This window comes from Tsukamurella soli (assembly GCF_039541155.1).
Taxonomy (GTDB): Bacteria; Actinomycetota; Actinomycetes; order Mycobacteriales; family Mycobacteriaceae; genus Tsukamurella; species Tsukamurella soli.
Genome location: NZ_BAABFR010000019.1, coordinates 47690 through 64556, shown reverse-complemented (window position 1 = coordinate 64556; position 16867 = coordinate 47690). Strand labels below are relative to the sequence as shown.

The 16867-nt window shown below is 71.7% G+C and carries 16 protein-coding genes and 2 pseudogenes; 14 read left to right on the top strand and 4 right to left on the bottom strand.

Going from position 1 to position 16867, the window contains the following annotated elements:
* From ABD908_RS08410 to ABD908_RS08370, 9 genes and pseudogenes are all read left to right on the top strand, one after another.
* Window positions 1–509, top strand: a pseudogene (locus tag ABD908_RS08410) (hypothetical protein); the annotation flags it as partial.
* A complete protein-coding gene (locus ABD908_RS08405; RefSeq protein WP_344993653.1) occupies window positions 490–927 on the top strand; it encodes a hypothetical protein in 438 nt (145 codons plus the stop codon). The pseudogene ABD908_RS08410 and the gene ABD908_RS08405, both read left to right, overlap by 20 nt.
* Before the next feature lie 59 nt (window positions 928–986).
* A complete protein-coding gene (locus ABD908_RS08400) occupies window positions 987–3470 on the top strand; it encodes a Tex family protein (protein ID WP_344993650.1) in 2484 nt (827 codons plus the stop codon).
* A gap of 9 nt (window positions 3471–3479) precedes the next feature.
* A pseudogene (locus tag ABD908_RS08395) lies at window positions 3480–4349 on the top strand (hypothetical protein); the annotation flags it as partial.
* A 178-nt stretch (window positions 4350–4527) separates the two neighbouring features.
* Complete coding sequence (rplS, locus tag ABD908_RS08390) at window positions 4528–4869, top strand: 50S ribosomal protein L19 (protein WP_344993647.1); 342 nt, start codon at window positions 4528–4530, stop codon at window positions 4867–4869.
* 227 nt (window positions 4870–5096) lie between these two features.
* Window positions 5097–5912: a signal peptidase I gene (lepB, locus tag ABD908_RS08385; protein WP_385924394.1), complete on the top strand. Its 816-nt coding sequence runs from the start codon at window positions 5097–5099 to the stop codon at window positions 5910–5912.
* A 56-nt stretch (window positions 5913–5968) separates the two neighbouring features.
* Window positions 5969–6631 (top strand): ribonuclease HII, encoded by a 663-nt coding sequence (locus ABD908_RS08380; RefSeq protein ID WP_385924391.1) that lies wholly within the window; start codon window positions 5969–5971, stop codon window positions 6629–6631.
* 56 nt (window positions 6632–6687) lie between these two features.
* Complete coding sequence (locus ABD908_RS08375) at window positions 6688–6993, top strand: DUF2469 domain-containing protein (RefSeq protein ID WP_344993641.1); 306 nt, start codon at window positions 6688–6690, stop codon at window positions 6991–6993.
* Between the two features lie 73 nt (window positions 6994–7066).
* On the top strand, window positions 7067–7756 hold the full coding sequence (locus ABD908_RS08370; protein ID WP_344993638.1) for a hypothetical protein: 690 nt from the start codon (window positions 7067–7069) through the stop codon (window positions 7754–7756).
* 48 nt (window positions 7757–7804) lie between these two features.
* Here the strand turns inward: ABD908_RS08370 and ABD908_RS08365 are convergent, their stop codons facing one another.
* A complete protein-coding gene (locus ABD908_RS08365; protein ID WP_425584361.1) occupies window positions 7805–8377 on the bottom strand; it encodes a TetR/AcrR family transcriptional regulator in 573 nt (190 codons plus the stop codon).
* A 98-nt stretch (window positions 8378–8475) separates the two neighbouring features.
* Here ABD908_RS08365 and ABD908_RS08360 point away from each other — a divergent pair, with 98 nt between their 5' ends.
* The 5 genes from ABD908_RS08360 to ABD908_RS08340 all read left to right on the top strand — a co-directional run bounded on the left by ABD908_RS08360 (window position 8476) and on the right by ABD908_RS08340 (window position 13886).
* Window positions 8476–9438 (top strand): NADP-dependent oxidoreductase, encoded by a 963-nt coding sequence (locus ABD908_RS08360; protein ID WP_344993635.1) that lies wholly within the window; start codon window positions 8476–8478, stop codon window positions 9436–9438.
* A gap of 265 nt (window positions 9439–9703) precedes the next feature.
* A complete protein-coding gene (locus ABD908_RS08355; protein WP_344993633.1) occupies window positions 9704–10072 on the top strand; it encodes a YraN family protein in 369 nt (122 codons plus the stop codon).
* The gene (locus ABD908_RS08350) at window positions 10072–11601 is read left to right on the top strand and encodes a YifB family Mg chelatase-like AAA ATPase (protein ID WP_344993630.1); all 1530 of its coding nucleotides are present in this window, start codon (window positions 10072–10074) and stop codon (window positions 11599–11601) included. The genes ABD908_RS08355 and ABD908_RS08350 overlap by 1 nt, the downstream gene beginning before the upstream one ends.
* Complete coding sequence (gene dprA, locus ABD908_RS08345; RefSeq protein ID WP_344993627.1) at window positions 11598–12821, top strand: DNA-processing protein DprA; 1224 nt, start codon at window positions 11598–11600, stop codon at window positions 12819–12821. The genes ABD908_RS08350 and dprA overlap by 4 nt, the downstream gene beginning before the upstream one ends.
* Window positions 12822–12908: 87 nt before the next feature.
* Window positions 12909–13886 carry a tyrosine recombinase XerC gene (locus tag ABD908_RS08340; protein ID WP_344993624.1) on the top strand — a complete coding sequence of 326 codons (978 nt, stop codon included), beginning with the start codon at window positions 12909–12911 and terminating at the stop codon, window positions 13884–13886.
* A 35-nt stretch (window positions 13887–13921) separates the two neighbouring features.
* Here ABD908_RS08340 and zwf read toward each other — a convergent pair whose 3' ends face one another.
* The 3 genes from zwf to ABD908_RS08325 form a co-directional block, all read right to left on the bottom strand.
* Window positions 13922–15415: a glucose-6-phosphate dehydrogenase gene (gene zwf / locus ABD908_RS08335; protein ID WP_344993659.1), complete on the bottom strand. Its 1494-nt coding sequence runs from the start codon at window positions 15413–15415 to the stop codon at window positions 13922–13924.
* Between the two features lie 143 nt (window positions 15416–15558).
* Window positions 15559–16095: a M23 family metallopeptidase gene (locus tag ABD908_RS08330; protein ID WP_344993621.1), complete on the bottom strand. Its 537-nt coding sequence runs from the start codon at window positions 16093–16095 to the stop codon at window positions 15559–15561.
* A gap of 118 nt (window positions 16096–16213) precedes the next feature.
* Window positions 16214–16849: a TetR/AcrR family transcriptional regulator gene (locus tag ABD908_RS08325; RefSeq protein WP_344993618.1), complete on the bottom strand. Its 636-nt coding sequence runs from the start codon at window positions 16847–16849 to the stop codon at window positions 16214–16216.
* Window positions 16850–16867 lie beyond the last annotated feature (18 nt).

The following is a 16867-nucleotide window of genomic DNA, read 5'->3' as shown; positions in this document are numbered from 1 at the left end:
GGCACGATGCGGACCTGGGCGGCGGCTCCGGTGCCGCGCCGCTCGCGGGCATGGGTGGCGTGGCAGCCGCGCTCGACCGGGTACACCGTCCCCACCACTACGCCCCCGACCGAGCCGCCGCGGAGCCGGGGCTCGCGGCGCGGCTGCGCGAGCTGTGTGCGGGCGTCACCGGGCCGGCGCGCGGCTGGGTGCGCCTCGCTGTCGCCCGGGTCGTCGACGGTGTCGGGCGGTCGGGCGTGGTGGTCGGTACCTCCGAGCTCGACGGCTACCTGCGGCCGGGCGTCGCGTTGCGCGACGGCGAACTGGTCGCCGGGAACGAGGAGTGGCCGGAACTGTCGATCGCCGCGTTCTGTGCCGCGCACGGCCTGGCCGGCGCGTCGGTCGTGGGCGCGTACCCGCTGCCCGAGGACGTGGCCGGATACCTGCGCGCCCAGGGCTTCGACCCGTCCGCGGCGCCCGGCGCCTGGTCCGATGCCGTGGAGGACGACGGTGACGCACCGGATCAGTAGCCTGCCCGCCCTGGCGCGCGCGGTGGACGCGGTGCCTGCGAGCGAGCGTCACGCCCGGGCGGTGGCAGTGGTCGCCGACGCGCTCGACCTCCTGGTCGACCCCACCGGCGTGGCCGGGGACGTGGGCGCCGTGCTGCTGGACGAGCGCGGCACGCCGGGCTCGCGGCGGGAGGCGTACAGGGAGCTGGCGGCCGTCGCGGACTCCCTCGACGCGGCCGCGGCCGCGGCTCGGGTCGAAGGCGACTACGCCGGATACCTCGCGGGATTCCAGGCCGCGCGAGTCGTCTCCGCGCTCGCTCTGCTGGTCGCGGGCGGGGCGGCGCCGTCGTCGGCAGCGCTGGCTGATGTCGTGTACGAGGCCGTGATGGTGACCGGCAGCGATTCGGCGGTGCTCGCCCGGCTGACGGCCGAGGGCTGACGGTGCCCGGGCACCGGGACCGTCCGGGCTCCGACAGGACGTCCGGCTACTCTGGCCCGGTGAGTTCGACTCCGAATAACAGACATGTAGTTCTGCCCGGCGTCCGCAGCGTCGAGGCCCGGATCGCAGAGGAGCTCGCCGTCGGCGAGGGCCAGGTGGTCGCGGCCGTGAGGCTGCTCGACGAGGGCTCGACGGTGCCGTTCATCGCGCGGTATCGCAAGGAGGTCACCGGCAGCCTCGACGATGCGCAGCTACGCGCCCTCGACGAGCGGCTGAAGTACCTGCGCGAACTCGACGACCGCCGCGTGGCAGTGCTCGAGTCGATCGCCGAACAGGGCAAGCTCACCGACGCGCTCCGCGCCCAGCTCATTGCGGCCGATACCAAGTCGCGGGTCGAGGACCTTTACCTTCCGTACAAGCAGAAGCGCCGCACCAAGGCCCAGATCGCCCGCGAGAACGGGCTCGAGCCCCTCGCCGACCGGCTGCTCGCCGACCCGACTCTGGACCCGGTCACCGTCGGCGCCGAGTATGTGGGCGAGGCCGTCGCCGACGCGGCCGCGGCGCTCGAGGGCGCCCGCCACATCGTGATCGAGCGGGTCGCTGAGGACGCCGAGCTGGTGGGCACCGTGCGCGAGAAGTTCTGGACCGAGGGTTCCCTGCGCACCGTTGCCCGCGAGGGGGCGCCCACCGGCGGTAAGGATGGGGGCGCGGCGAAGTTCCGCGACTACTTCGACTTCTCCGAGCCGCTGGACTCGATGCCCAGCCACCGGGTGCTCGCGGTGCTGCGCGGCGAGAAGGAGGAGGCGCTCACGCTGTCGTTCGACGGTGGCGAGGATGCGGCCTACGAGGCGATGATCGCGGCGACCCTCGGGGTGCGCAACGAGGGCCGGCCGGGCGACGCCTGGATGGCCGGCACCGTCCGCTGGGCGTGGCGCACCAAGCTGATGCTGTCCTCGACCATCGACGCCCGCACCCGGCTGCGGCAGCGCGCCGAGGACGACGCGGTGGCCGTGTTCGCGACCAACCTCAAGGACCTGCTGCTCGCGGCGCCCGCCGGCACCCGGCCCACCCTCGGCCTCGACCCGGGCTTCCGCACGGGCGTGAAGGTCGCGGTCGTCGACGCCACCGGCAAGGTGGTCGACACCTGCGCGATCTACCCGCACCAGCCGCAGAAGAGGTGGGACGAGGCCAAGGCCACCCTCGCCGCCCTGGTCGCCCGGCACGGCGTCGAGCTGATCGCGATCGGCAACGGCACCGCCTCCCGCGAGACCGACGCGCTGGCGACCGAGCTGGTCACCGAGATCGGCAAGGCGGGCGCGAAGGCGCCGTCGAAGATCGTGGTGAGCGAGGCCGGCGCATCGGTGTACTCCGCGTCCGAGTACGCGAGCCGGGAGCTGCCGGAGCTGGACGTCTCGCTCCGCGGCGCGGTCTCCATCGCGCGCCGCCTGCAGGACCCCCTGGCCGAGCTGGTCAAGATCGATCCCAAGTCGATCGGCGTCGGCCAGTACCAGCACGACGTGTCGGCGACCCACCTCGCCCGGAGCCTGGAGGCCGTGGTCGAGGACGCCGTGAACGCCGTCGGCGTCGACCTCAACACCGCGTCGGTGCCGCTGCTCGCGCGGGTGTCGGGCGTCAGCGACTCGCTGGCGGCGGCGATCGTCGCGCACCGCGACACCGTCGGGCCGTTCCGCAGCCGCTCCGGCCTGCTGGACGTCGCGCGGCTGGGCCCCAAGGCGTTCGAGCAGTGCGCAGGCTTCCTGCGGATCCGCGAGGGCGACGACCCGCTGGACGCCTCCGGCGTGCACCCCGAGGCGTACCCGGTGGTCCGCAGGATCATCGACCGGTCCGGCCTCGCGCTCACGGAGCTGATCGGCAACTCTGGTGCGCTGCGGCGGCTGAAGCCCGGCGAGCTCGCCGACGAGCGGTTCGGCGTGCCGACGGTGACCGACATCCTGCGGGAGCTCGAGAAGCCCGGCCGCGACCCCCGACCCGCGTTCGTCACCGCGACGTTCGCGGCAGGTGTGGAGAAGGTCGCCGACCTGTTGCCGGGCATGGTGCTCGAGGGCGTCGTGACCAACGTCGCCGCGTTCGGCGCGTTCGTCGACGTCGGGGTGCACCAGGACGGCCTTGTGCACGTCTCGGCCATGTCGGACCGGTTCGTGTCCGATCCGCACGAGGTGGTGAAGTCCGGTCAGGTGGTCAAAGTCAAGGTGCTCGAGGTGGACACCGAGCGCAACCGGGTCGGCCTGACCCTGCGGCTGAACGACGAGCCCGGGCAGGGTGCGAAGGGCGGCGCGCGGGACGGCGGCCGGGGTCAGGCACGCGGACAGCGGCAGGGTGGTGGACAGAATCAGCCGAGTGGCCAGGGCCAGGCGCGCGGGCGGGGACCCCGGCAGGGCCAGGCCCGTGGGCAGGCCGGCGGTGACCGTCAGGCGAACGCCGGCGACCGCAGGCGGACCACCGGTGACCGCGAGAAGAACTCCGCGCGGCAACCGGGCGGGTCGATGGCCGACGCGCTCCGCCGCGCCGGATTCGGTGGCTAATCTGGACGCATGAGCCGGTGGTTCACCCAGGAGATCGTGGCAGGCGGCAGGTTGCCGCTGTTCTGCTTTCTCGTGGGCTTGATCGCCGGCTTCCTGTGCATCCGCGGTAGCGTCCGGCTGATCCGCGCCGAGGTCCGCTGGTGGTTCGGCAACATCCGCCACGGTGACGTGCACGTGCACCACATGGTGTTCGGGGTGGTGCTGTGCATGGCATCGGCGGTGGGCCTGATCGCCACATTCGGGACGGGGACCCAGGCGACGGGCGCGGTGCTCGCCGCCGGCTTCGGACTCGGGGCGGCGCTCGTGCTCGACGAGTTCGCCCTGATCCTGTACCTGCGTGACGTGTACTGGAAGGAGGAGGGGCGCGCGTCGGTGGACGCCGTGTTCGCCGCGGTAGCGGTGACGGGACTGCTTCTTCTCGGCTTCCGGCCGCTGACGTTCCTCGACGTCGACGCGGTGCGCGATCCCGGGTCGGCGGTGCCGTGGTCGTTCTACCTGCTTGCGGTGATCGACTTCAGTGCGGCGATCGTGGTGCTGCTCAAGGGCAAGATCTGGACCGGCCTGGTGGGACTGTTCGTGTGGCCGCTGCTGATCTTCGGGGCACTGCGCCTGGCGCGGCCGGGCTCGCCGTGGGCCCGGTGGCGGTACGGCACTCGCAAGATGGCGCGCGCGTTGCGCCGTGAGCGCCGGCTGCGGAGGCCGATGATCCGGGCGAAGATCTACGTGCAGGACCTGACCGCCGGCCGGCCCGACGTGCCGCACGCCAAGGTCGAGGCCGAGCGCGTGCTCGACCGGGTGGTGCACGCCGCCCCGCGCCCGGTGCCACGGGCGCCGATTTCCCGTAGGCGGCGTCGTTCTGGCACAATCAACAGGTTGCCTCGGGCGCGTCATGCCCGGGTACGGGCGGTACAGCGGGTCGACACCTGGTCCGCGACGCCGCCCAACTACCAGGAGTACGAACCGGTTGAACCCCGGATCGTCGGCCCCGCGGCCGATGATCCGCTCGGTCGCCAGGGTCCTCTGCTCGCGACAACGGCAAGAACGGTTATCAACAGCGATGAACACGCTCGACTTCATTGACAAGCAGTCCCTCCGCGCGGACGTGCCCGACTTCCGACCCGGCGACACGCTCGACGTGCACGTCAAGGTCATCGAGGGCTCGAAGGAGCGCATCCAGGTCTTCAAGGGCGTCGTGATCCGGCGCCACGGCGGCGGTGTCCGCGAGACCTTCACGGTCCGCAAGGTCTCGTTCGGCGTCGGCGTCGAGCGCACCTTCCCGGTGCACAGCCCCAACATCGACCACATCGACGTGGTCACCCGTGGTGACGTCCGCCGCGCGAAGCTCTACTACCTCCGCGACCTGCGTGGCAAGGCTGCGAAGATCAAGGAGAAGCGCTGAGCGAGGAGCCTTGCCAGGCTCCGAGATACGCGTCCACGACGGGCGTCGGCCGATGGGCCGGCGCCCGTCGTCGTATAGGTAGGGTGGACCGCGTGCCCGAGCCCATTGACCCCGAGCGTCCCGCCACCGTCGGCGGCGCGCCCAACCCCGACGACGGTGCCGCGCGCGCCCGGACCGCCGCCGACGGCGCCGATCCCGACGCCGACGCTGCGGTGGGTGACGCGGCGGTGGGTGACGAGGCGGCGGGTGACGAGGTAGGGCAGTCGGGGCGCGGCGACGGGGCCCGGGACGACGGGCGGGCCGAATCGCGCCGGGCGCGGCGCAGGAAGCCACGCGGCGAGCAGCAGAAGCCGCGTAGGACCAACTGGTTGGTCGAGGTGCTAGGCGTCATCGTGGTGGCGGGCATCCTGTCGTTCCTGCTGCAGAACTTCGTCGGCCACCAGTGGTACGTGCCGTCCGAGTCGATGGAGCCCACGCTGGTCGGCTGCGCCGGCTGCACGGGTGACCGCATCGTGACGGAGAAGCTCACCTACTACACATCCGATCCGAAGCCCGGCGACGTGATCGTGTTCAAGGGCCCGTCGGACTCGTGGAACATCGAGGGCGCGCCCAGCCCACGGTCGTCGAACACGGTGATCCGCGGTGCCCAGGAGGTGCTCGCGCTGGTGGGCCTCCAGCCGCCTAACGAGAACGACCTGGTCAAGCGGGTGATCGCGACGGGTGGCCAGACGATCGAGTGCCAGTCGGGGGTGGGCGTCACCGTGAACGGCAAGAAGATCTACGAGCCCTACCTGGCCGAGAGTGCGAAGCAGGTGTCCACGCAGGATCCGTGCTGGGGCCACCCGTTCGGCCCTGTGACGGTCCCGAGTGGCAACGTCTTCGTGATGGGCGACAACCGGCTCGACTCCGCCGACTCGCGTTACCACATGGACGACCAGTACCAGGGCACCATCCCCAAGGCCGATATCCGCGGAAAGGTGGTGGCGATCGTGTACCCGTTCAGTAGGTGGCGGATCGTGCACTCCATCGACCCGCAGGTCTGACGGTGTCCGGGTGGCCGCCCCGCCCGGTGGTGCGGGCGGCGTCCGGTCTCCGGACGATGGAGTCGGTGCTCGCCCGGGCGGGCATGGGTCCCGTCGCCGGGGTCGACGAGGCCGGCCGCGGCGCCTGCGCCGGGCCGATGATGGTGGCCGCCTGCATCCTCGCGCCACACGCGATCGCCTCGTTGGCCGACCTCGACGACTCGAAGAAGCTCACTGAGGCCGCGCGCGAGGCGCTGTACCCGCGCATCATCCGATACGCGGTCAGCTGGTCCGTGGTGTCGATCCCGGCACCGGAGATCGACCGCATCGGTGTTCACGTCGCCAACATCGAGGGGATGCGCCGTGCCGTCGCGTGCCTCGACGTGCGGCCGGGATACGTGCTGGTCGACGGCTTCTCCGTACCCGGCCTGGCGGCGCCGTCGCTGCCGGTGATCGGCGGCGACGCCGCGGCGGCGTGCATCGCCGCTGCCAGCATCCTGGCCAAGGTGACTCGCGACCGCGTGATGGCGCGGCTCGACGACGACTACCCGGGGTATGGATTCTCGGTGCACAAGGGCTATTCGACGGCGACGCACATGCGGGCGCTGGGCGAACTGGGGCCGAGCGACCAGCACCGGATGCGGTATCGGAACGTGCGCGCGGCCCTGGCGGCTGTCGAGCGCCGCGCGGAGGCGGGCGCGGACGCGCAGACCGGGGCGGGCGCGCTTGCGCGTGGATGAGCGTGCGCACGCCGGAGCGCGATAAGGTGTACGACAGCCGCGAAGGGAGGACGGGAGTGAGCGCAGAGGATCTCGAGAAGTACGAGACCGCCATGGAGCTGTCCATGTACAAGGAGTACAAGGACGTACTGAGCCAGTTCACCTACGTGGTCGAGACGGAGCGGCGGTTCTATCTGGCCAACGGGGTGGATATCGTGCCGCGCAACGCCGACGGCGAGGTCTACTTCGAAGTGATGATGACGGACGCGTGGGTCTGGGACATGTACCGTCCCGCGCGCTTCCTCAAGCGGGCTCGGGTGGTCACGTTCAAGGACGTGAACATCGAGGAGCTCGACAAGCCCGAGCTGCGGCTGCCGGAGTAGCAGACTGCCGTCACGCCGGCCTCGCGTAGCGGCTGTGCAGGGATGGCTTGGTCGATTCGGTTACCCTCCTGGCATGCGCTACAACCCGCCGCCGAACTGGCCGCCGGCGCCCGAGGACTGGCGCCCCGAGCCGGGCTGGGAGCCCGACCCGTCCTGGCCCGATCCGCCTCCCGGCTGGGAGGTGTGGGTGGGGCGCGACAGCCGCGCCGCCCGACGCTGGGCGATCGCGATCGGCGCGCTCGTCGCCGTGCTGGTGGTCGTCGCCGCGGCCGTCTACTACGTCGTGCAGAACACGGGCTTCCGCTGCTGGAACGGCTCGCGCGGTACGGCCGGCGGGTGCCCGGCGATCACCGGCGAGGCGGGCCTCGAGTGGCTCGCCCCCACCCGGCGCGGCACCGACGGGGCCGTCATGACGGGCCGCACCTGCGGCCCCGCGCCCGATGTCCTGCCCGCGCGCACCTCGGTCGAGGCTGTCGAATGCTCCTGGCCGGACGGCCTGATCACCGCCGATATCGAGCGGTATGCGTCCGCGACGGTCGTGCCGTCGGGTGGCGCCCGAGAGCAGTGGCTGGTCGGCGGCGTGAAGTACGGCCTCAGCGCGTACTCCAAGAACAGCTCCGGAGGCGCGCAGCGCGTCTTCTACTACGACGGGCTGCCGTACGTGATCACCGTGATGGGGACGGCAGACGCGATCGCCGCGGCCGTGCCCACCATGGGATTCCGCTCCCTGACCACCGTGCGTGACGGCGGGCGCAGAAAGTAGGCCGCGGGAGATCTCGAGGTGACGGTCGGGGTGCGGGTCGGGAGCGACTCATCGAGCTGCCCGGAGGCCGTCCATCAGGATGTTCAGCAGGCGGCGCGCCCTGTCGTCGTGGTCGTGCGGCGGTGCCACGGTGAAGATGCCGATGAGATTGGCTGCAAGGTCTTCGGCGGTGACGTCGATGCGTATCTCGCCCGTCGCGCGGCCGGCGTCGAGCAGAGTGTCGATCGCGGCGAGCAGCTCGATCCGGGTCTGGGCGTGAGCGACCTCGCCCGATTCGATCATCGCGAGCAGTGTTCCGAGCATGCCGTTCTTGGTCGCGATCCAATTCCCGAACAGGTCCATCCATCGTCGTAGGGCCGCAGGCGGCGGAACCTGGGTGAGTAGTTCTTCTGCACCAGCGGTCAGCCGCGTCACCTGGTCGCGGTAGACCGCGTCGACGAGCGCCTCTCGGGTGGGGAAGTGCCGGTAGAGCGTGGCGATTCCGACTCCGGCTTCGCGCGCGATCGCTCGCATCGAGGGTTCGGCGTCGGCGGACGCGAACACGCGGGTCGCCACATCGAGAAGCTGAGCGCGGTTGCGGGTCGCGTCCGCTCGTAGCTCCTGGGTGTCTGACGTCCGCAAAACGGATCACGCTCCGATTGTGTTACGGTGGGAAACTGTGAGCGGAGCATATTCCATTTCCGCCTCTCGCCCCTCACCGCCGGAGGAGACAACCACACATGCACGACTACGGTGCCGACTCGACGGCCACCAGGAATAGAGCGGTCCAGTTCGTCGAGGCGTTCGGCGGCCCCGAGGTACTCAGACTGGGCGAGGTACCGGCGCCGCAGGTCGGAACGGGGCAGATCCGCGTGCGGGTCACTGCGGCCGGACTGAACCCGATGGACTGGTTCATGACCTCGGACGCAGACACCGCCGCTCGGTTCGGGCTGAGCCTGCCGGCCGGGTTCGGAACCGACTACGCCGGAGTGGTGGACCAGGTGGGCGACGGGGTGACCGAGTTCTCGGTCGGTGACCGGGTGTTCGGCGGCGCCCTCTCTCGGGCGGTCGCCGACTACGTCGTCATCGATCCGGCCGGGACCATCGCGGTGGGCGGCGCCGCGCACCGCACCCCAGACGGCGTGGACGACCGCACTGCCGCCGCCCTGACCATCGCGGGCAGCACGGCCGCCGCAGCTCTCGCCGTCGTCCACCCCGGCCCGGACGACACGCTGCTGATCGGCGGTGCCGGGGGCGGCGTCGGCGTGTTCGCCGTCCAACTCGCCCGGCTCGCGGGCGCACGGGTGATCGGGACCGGATCGGCTGCATCGGGCGACAACCTGCGCGCCCTCGGAGCCGAGCCCGTCACCTACGGCCCGGGTCTGGTCGACCGCGTCCGCGGCCTGGCGCCCGACGGCATCACCGCGGCCATCGACCTGCACGGAACCGAGACGATGGAGGCTGCGCGAGAACTCGGTGTTCCGGATGAACGCATCACCATCATCACCGCACAGGTGGAGGGGATCACGTCGGCGAACGGCGCCGACGCCGCGCCCGGTGCCATCGAGGAGATCGCTCGCCTGGTCGGAGCGGGGCAGCTTCGCGTACCCATCGCGGCGCACTTCCCGGTCGAGGAGATCCGCGCCGCGGTCGAACTGCAGGCCGGACGGCATGTGCACGGCAAGGTCGTCATCGACCTCTGATCGTTCGGTTGTGCACCCCGCTCGCTGGGCAACGCCTCCCCGTCGCGGTGTGCCCGCCGTAGTCGAATCCGCCACGTCGTCCCTCCTGCTCATCGAACATCCCGCCTGGCTCGGCCGCGGATGAGCAACGTTCTAGCGCGCCGGTACGACACGTAGGCGTACTCGGGCGGACCTCATCCACAGGAATGCGTATGTCATACGCATTCCGTCCCGAGGCCGGCCCGTGGGCGGCGGTCGGGTCGTGGTTCGCACGCATGATTCGGGCATGGACAAGCAGGGGCTGGGGAGAGCGGGCGAGGACGTCGCCTGCGAGTATCTGATCGGGCTGGGATGGGAGGTGCTCGACCGCAACTGGCGGTACTCCGGGGGTGGGTTGCGCGGCGAGCTGGACGTCGTGGCGCGGGCGCCGGACGGGACGCTCGCGGTGGTCGAGGTCAAGACCCGGTCGGGCGACGGCTACGGCACGGGCTTCGAGGCGGTGACGCCGAAGAAGGTGGCGCAGCTGCGTGGGCTGACGGCGCAGTGGCTGCTGGCTCACCGGGAGAGGTTCGCGCACGTCCGTATCGACGTGGTAGCGGTGTCGGCTCCGCCCGGTGGCCCGGTGACGCTCGAGCATCGCGCGGCGGTGGCCTGATGAGCGAGCTGAGCAAGGTGTACTCGGTGGCGATCGTGGGCGTCGACGGTGCTGTGGTCGAGATCGAGGGGTGCATCGGTGCCGGCCTGCCGTCCGTGCACCTGGTGGGTCTGCCGGACACCGTCCTGCAGGAGTCCCGCGATCGGGTGCGGGCGGCGATCACGAACATCGGCCAGAAGTTCCCGGACACGCGGGTGACGCTGGCGTTGTCGCCGGCGACGCTGCCGAAGGTCGGCTCCGTGTACGACCTGCCGCTGGCGGTGGCGATCCTGCGGGCGGCCGATCGGGTCCCGAACGGGGTCCTGCCGGGGACGGTGATGCTGGGGGAGCTGGCGCTCGACGGCCGGGTGCGGGCGGTGCGCGGCGTGCTGCCGGCGACCCTGGCCGCGCGGCGCGCCGGCTTCCGGCGGGTGGTGGTGCCGCACGGCAACCTCGGTGAGGCCGGGTTGGTGGACGGGGTCGAGGTGCTCGGCGCCGTGCACCTCGCGGAGGTGGTGGACTGGCTCAGGGGTGAGGGGGTGCTCAGCGAGCCGCCGTCGGGGGTCGCCGCCTACGACGAGCCGACGGCACCGGACCTGGCCGACGTGGTGGGGCAGTCGGAGGCCAAGTACGCCCTGGAGGTCGCGGCGGCGGGCGCACACCATCTGATGCTCACCGGCCCGCCCGGCATCGGGAAGACGATGCTCGCGTCGCGACTGCCGGGCCTGCTGCCCTCGCTGGAGCTGCGGGAGTCATTGGAGGTCACGGCGATCCACTCGATCGCGGGGTGTCTCCCGGCGGATCGGCCGCTGATCCGGCTGGCGCCGTTCGTGGCCCCGCATCCCACGTCCACGGTGAGCTCGCTGGTCGGCGGCGGCACCGGCTTCGCCCGGCCCGGCGCGGTGTCGATGGCACACCGCGGCGTCCTATTCTTGGACGAGTGTCCCGAAATGGCGCCGAAGTCGTTGGAGGCGCTGCGAACACCGCTCGAAGAGGGCCAGATCCGGCTCGCGCGGCGCGACGGGGTCGTGACGTACCCGTCGCGCTTCCAGCTGGTGCTCGCTGCGAACCCGTGTCCGTGTGCGCCTGCGCGCGACAGCGATTGCACCTGCACGCCGACGGCGCGGCGCCGGTACCTGGGGCGGTTGTCGGGGCCACTGCTGGACCGGGTGGACATCCGGGTGCGGATGGAGCCACCGGGAAGCGCAACCCTGCACGGCGAGGATCGAATCGCGGCGGAGTCCGAGGGCACCGAGGTGGTGCGGGCGCGCGTCGAGGCGGCGCGAGCGGCCGCGCGCGAGCGGTGGGCGGCGGACGGATGGCTGACGAACTCCGAGGTGCCGGGGCCGGCGCTGCGGCGGCGCTATCGGCTGGCGCGGGGCGCGTTGCGGCCGCTGGAGTTGTTCCTGCGCGACGGCCGGCTGACCTCGCGTGGCGCGGATCGCTCGTTGCGGGTCTCGTGGAGTCTCGCCGACCTGCGGGGTCTGGCGATGCCCACCGAGACCGAGGTATGCGAGGCGCTCTCCTTCCGAGACCGGGGGTGGATGTGACCGGGGGCGGGCCCGCGGTGGTCCGGGAGCGCGAGGCGTTCGCGCTGCTGTCGCGGCTGGTGGAGGTGCCCAGCGGGGCGATGGTAGCGATGATCGAGCGGTTCGGGGCCGCGGACGTCGCAGACATGCTGTGCCGCAGGACGTTCCCGCCGGGATTCGAGGAGCTCGAGGCGGCGACCGGACCGCGCCTGGAGGAGGTCTGTGGGCGCGGGGACCCGTTCGAGCGCGCGGCCGCCGACCTCCGGCACGTCAGCCGGCTCGGCGGGCGGCTGGCGATACCTGGGGACGACGAGTGGCCGGCATGGGCGCTGCACCCGCTCGCGCGGCGTAGCGAGCAGGCCGGCGGGCACAGCGACGAGTGGCGCGAGCTGCGGCCGTTCGCCCTGTGGGTGGTGGGCGCCGGTCGGCTGGACGAACTGTTCGACCGGGCGGTGTCGATGGTCGGTACCCGGGCACCGTCGGCTTACGGGGAACACGTGGCCCGGCAGTTCGCGGGCGACCTCGTGGCGGAGGACTACGTGGTGGTGTCGGGCGGTGCCTTCGGGGTGGACGCGGCCGCGCACCGGGGCGCTCTGGCCGCCGGTGGGGTGACCGTCGCGGTGCTCGCGTGCGGCGTCGACCGGCCGTATCCGACCGCGCACGCGCAGCTGTTCAAGGCCATCACCAGCGCCGGTGCGGTCGTGAGCGAGTACCCGCCCGGCACGGTGCCCGGCAAGCACCGGTTCCTCAACCGGAACCGCCTGGTGGCGTGCGCGACCCGTGGTGTCGTGGTGGTGGAGGCGGGGCTGCGGTCGGGCACGCGGAACACCGCGACGTGGGCGAGCCGTCGCTCGGTGCCGGTGTGCGCCGTTCCCGGGCCGGTCACGACGGCCACGTCGGTGACCTGTCACGCGCTGATCCGCGAGGGCATGGCCGAGCTCGTGACCTCGGCGGGGGACGTGCTCGAGCGGGTGGGGGCGGCGGGGGAGCTGGCGCTGATCCCGGAGGCGCCGGCCCGGCCCACCGACGGTCTCACGCCGGCGCAGCTTCACGTGCACGAGGCGTTCCCGGTGCGCGGGGAGATGATGGTGGCCGACCTGGCCCGCCGCGCGGCGCTTTCGGACGGGGCCGTGCGTAGCGCGCTGCCGATCCTCGAGCTGCGCGGGCTCGTGGCACCCGTGGGCGCGGCGTGGAAGCTGGTGCGCGGCGAGCGGGAGGGAGGTGCGGTGACGCCGGAATAGGCCTGGGGGATCGTGCTGGCGGGTCCGGTCGCCGCGACGGCGGATGGGAGACCATCGATGTCTCGCGGGCGCCGCTAAGCTGACGCCATGAGTGTGACAGGTGGTGCACACGAGTCGCGTGGTGTGACGAATGTCGATGAAGTGGGCAAGTCGTCGGGTTCTGCGCGTCGGCGGCAGGTCGTGGCCGAATACGAGACCTACCTGCGCCTGGAGCGGGGGCGCTCCCCGCATACCGTCCGCGCGTATCTCGCCGACCTGAGTGCACTGTTCGACTTCGCAGACCACCGAGGCGTCGAACTCGCAGCCCTCGACCTCGCGACGCTACGGGCCTGGCTGGGAGACCGAGCCGCCGCGGGTGCGGCCCGCACGACGCTGGCCCGGCAGGCGTCCGCGGCCCGCACGTTCACGGCGTGGGCGGCCCGCCGTGGCGTACTGGCATCCGACTCCGGGGTGCGGTTGCGCGCGCCGCGGGCGCACCGGACGTTGCCGGGCGTCGTGAGCGCCGGCGACGCCGCGGCGGCGCTCGCGAGTGCCGCGTCGGGGGCGGCGGAGGGAGACCCGCAGGCGGTTCGGGACCATGCGATCGCAGAGCTGCTGTATGCCACCGGAATTCGGGTGAGCGAGCTGTGCGGCCTCGACGTCGGCGGTGTGGACTTCGGGCGCCGCGTGGTGCGCGTGCTAGGCAAGGGGGACAAGGAGCGGGTGGTGCCGTTCGGCGGACCCGCCGACGCGGCGCTGCAACGCTGGCTGGCGGTGGGGAGACCGGAGCTCGTGAACGAGAAGTCCGGCGCTGCACTGTTTCTCGGTGCGCGAGGCGGGCGGCTCGACCCTCGTGCGGCACGCACCGTCGTCCACCAGGTGACCGGGAGCGTGCCCGGCGCACGGGAACTCGCGCCGCACGGCCTCCGGCACAGCGCCGCGACCCACCTGCTCGAAGGCGGCGCAGACCTCCGCGTGGTGCAGGAGTTGCTTGGACACAGCTCGCTCGCGACCACGCAGCTCTACACCCACGTCTCGGTCGCGCGTCTGCGCGCCGTCCACGAGCAGGCCCACCCCCGCGCGTGAGCCGGCCCGCGGCGCACCGCGGGCCGGCACCGTCGTCACTCGTGCGCCGCGCCCCGCCACACCCGTTCGAACGGCAGCCGCCACGCATGCGGAGCGATGAGCTGGTGGATCGAGTTGGGCCCCCACGAGCCCGGTGGGTACTGCTTGACCGGCGGTGGGTTGTCCAGGAGCGGAATCGACCGCTCCCACAGCGATTCGATGCCCTCGGCGGTGGTGAACAACGTGTGATCGCCGAGCATCGCGTCGAGGATCAGCCGCTCATAGGCCTCGAGTACCTCGTTCGCCTGCTCCGTCTCGTGGGTCGAGAACTGCATGGACAGCTTGTTCAGGCGCATCCCGGGCCCCGGGCGCTTGCCGTAGAAGGACAGCGACACCTTCGACTCGTCCGCGAGATCGAACGTCAGATGGTCCGGCCCCTGCGCGCCGATGCCGGAGCCGCTGGGGAACATCGACTTGGGCGCCTCCTTGAACGCGATCGAGATGATCCGCATGCCCTCGGCCAGCTTCTTACCCGTGCGCAGGTAGAACGGCACGCCCGCCCAGCGCCAGTTGTCGATGCGCGCGCGCAGGGCGATGAAGGTCTCGGTGTCCGACTCCGGGTTCACGCCCTTCTCGTTGCGATACCCCGCGTACTGCCCGCGCACCACGTCGTCGGGGAGGATGGGCTCCAGCGACCGGAAGACCTTGTTCTTCTCCTCCGAGATCGCCCGCGGCTCCAGCGCCGTGGGCGGCTCCATCGCGACGAACGCCATCACCTGGAAGAGGTGGGTGACCACCATGTCCTTGTAGGCACCGGTGGGCTCGTAGAACGCGGCGCGGGCGTCGAGCCCCAGTGACTCCGGGATGTCGATCTGCACGTGGTCGATGAAGTTGCGGTTCCAGATCGGCTCGAACAGGCCGTTGGCGAACCGGAACGCCAGGATGTTCTGCGCCGCCTCCTTGCCCAGGAAGTGGTCGATCCGGAAGATCTGCCGCTCCTTGAACGTCCTGTGCACCTCGGCGTTGAGGGCGATCGCGCTCTCCAGATCCTCGCCGAACGGCTTCTCCATGATGACCCGCGACCGCTCGACGAGATGCGCCTCCTTGAGCATCTCGATCACCGAGCCCGCCGCCTTGGGCGGCACCGAGAGGTAGTGCAGCCGCTGTGGCTTGCCGCCCATCGCGGCCTCCGCCTCGGCGACCTTCGCAGCGAGCGCCTGGGCGCCCGCCGGTTCCGGCACGTACGACAGCAGCGGCGCGAACTTCGCCCACTGCTCGTCGGTGAGCTTGCGGGCGCCGAGCTCCTCGATCGAGCGGCGCGCGAACTCGCGGAACTCGTCGTCGGTCATGTCGTCGAGCGACGTCCCGATCACGCGCATGTCGGCGGTCAGCTCGGATACGGACAGGTATCCCAGCCCACACAGCAGCTTGCGCCGTGCGAGGTCCCCGGTGGCGCCGAACAGGACCACCACCGTCGGCGGCGCCTCGGTCCGGTGGCGGCGCGTACGGGCAGTGGGGCTGGGATAGGCGATGGTCTGCGCGTTTCGCAGCCGCTCGGCGGCGTCGTCGGCCGCGGAGTCCGCTGCGTCGTCGGTGGTGTCGTCTTCGGTGGTCTCTGCGGGATTCAGTTCGTCCACGAGGGACATCGTGTCATCAATCCGCCGTCAGCGCGGGGAGAGCCGGTCACCCGCGCTCACCCGCTGCGCTGGGGCGATCCGAGTGGCAGCAGCCGCACCGCGCCGGCGCCCACCAGAAGGCGCGGGTCGTAGTACCGCGCGGAGTGCCCGGAGCCCTTCCGCAGCCCCCAATGCAGGCACACCTCCCGAGGGCAGCCGGGATGCCCGGGAGCCACGGTGCCGATCGGTGCGCCGACGGTGACGGCGTCACCGGCCCGCACGGCCGTCTCGGCGAGCGGTTCGTAGGTGGTCAGTAGCCCGTTCGGGTGCAGCACCGACACCACCGTGCGGCCGTCCACGACCCCGGCGAAGTGCACCGTCCCCGGGCCGGCCGCATACACGGCCTGTCCGGGCGTCGCCGCCAGGTCGACTCCGCGGTGCCCGGACTCCCAGCGCTGCGTGGGCGGAGTGAAGCCGGTCACCACCTCGGGGCGAGGATCCAGCGGCCAGTCGTAGGCGCCGGCCGTCGCCTGTGCCCCGGGTACCCCGGCCAGGACGGAGGCTGAGACGACCGCGACCGAGACGACGAGGGGCAGGATGCGCGTGGTGGCCATGTCCCGATCGTGCCCCCGGGCACCCCCGGATACCGGCGCCCGGAATACCACCTGTGGACAGCAGAAGCTCCTATCCCCAATTCGGGAGAACCCCTTGACGCAGTGCGCCGCACAGTGGTCAGGGTTGCGGCCCGCTCGCCGACCGTCGGTCCGCCCTGCCGGCAGGCGCCAGGGCATCGGCCACCAGGCGGATGGCACCGACCACGCGGTCGAACGGAATGGAGGGATCCGCCGCGCGCTGCAGGCCTGCGCCCAGGAGTGCACTCACCAGCAGGAGCGCGATCTGCTCCGGATCGGCCGTGAGGGACCCCTGGGGGTCGTGCACCGCGAGGAAGCCGCGTTGCCAGGAGGCACGCATCTCCGCGTACCGCCGCCCGAACGACTCCCGGACCTGCTCGTCCGTGCAGGACGCGGCGACCTCGACCTCGAGCCGCGCCCAGCGTGGGGCGCCGATCGAGGACTCCATCGACTGCGCGACGACCTCGATCCAGCGCGCTGGTCCCTGGTCGGCCACGCGCGCTGCCGCCTCGCCGGCCGATTGCGCCACCGACGCGTAGAGGCCGTCCAGAACGGCGAGGCCGATCTCCGTCTTGCTCGCGAAGTTCGAGTAGACCGCACCGCGGGTGAACCCGGCCGCCTCGCCGATCGCATCGAGCGACGTCGCCGCGAAGCCGCGCTCGAGGAACAGGCGGGTCGCCTCGCTCACGAGCAGCGCTCTGGTCCGCGCCTGGCTCTGAGCGCGTGTCATGGCCATCAGCACAGAGTAGTCACC

Bases quoted from the DNA above. Each gene is read 5' to 3' on its own strand.
- rplS (WP_344993647.1), top strand. From the start codon at position 4,528: ATGAACACGCTCGACTTCATTGACAAGCAGTCCCTCCGCGCGGACGTG.
- ABD908_RS08380 (WP_385924391.1), top strand. From the start codon at position 5,969: ATGGAGTCGGTGCTCGCCCGGGCGGGCATGGGTCCCGTCGCCGGGGTC.
- ABD908_RS08370 (WP_344993638.1), top strand. From the start codon at position 7,067: ATGCGCTACAACCCGCCGCCGAACTGGCCGCCGGCGCCCGAGGACTGG.
- ABD908_RS08360 (WP_344993635.1), top strand. From the start codon at position 8,476: ATGCACGACTACGGTGCCGACTCGACGGCCACCAGGAATAGAGCGGTC.
- ABD908_RS08355 (WP_344993633.1), top strand. From the start codon at position 9,704: ATGGACAAGCAGGGGCTGGGGAGAGCGGGCGAGGACGTCGCCTGCGAG.
- ABD908_RS08350 (WP_344993630.1), top strand. From the start codon at position 10,072: ATGAGCGAGCTGAGCAAGGTGTACTCGGTGGCGATCGTGGGCGTCGAC.
- ABD908_RS08340 (WP_344993624.1), top strand. From the start codon at position 12,909: ATGAGTGTGACAGGTGGTGCACACGAGTCGCGTGGTGTGACGAATGTC.
- ABD908_RS08330 (WP_344993621.1), bottom strand. From the start codon at position 16,095: ATGGCCACCACGCGCATCCTGCCCCTCGTCGTCTCGGTCGCGGTCGTC.
- ABD908_RS08325 (WP_344993618.1), bottom strand. From the start codon at position 16,849: ATGGCCATGACACGCGCTCAGAGCCAGGCGCGGACCAGAGCGCTGCTC.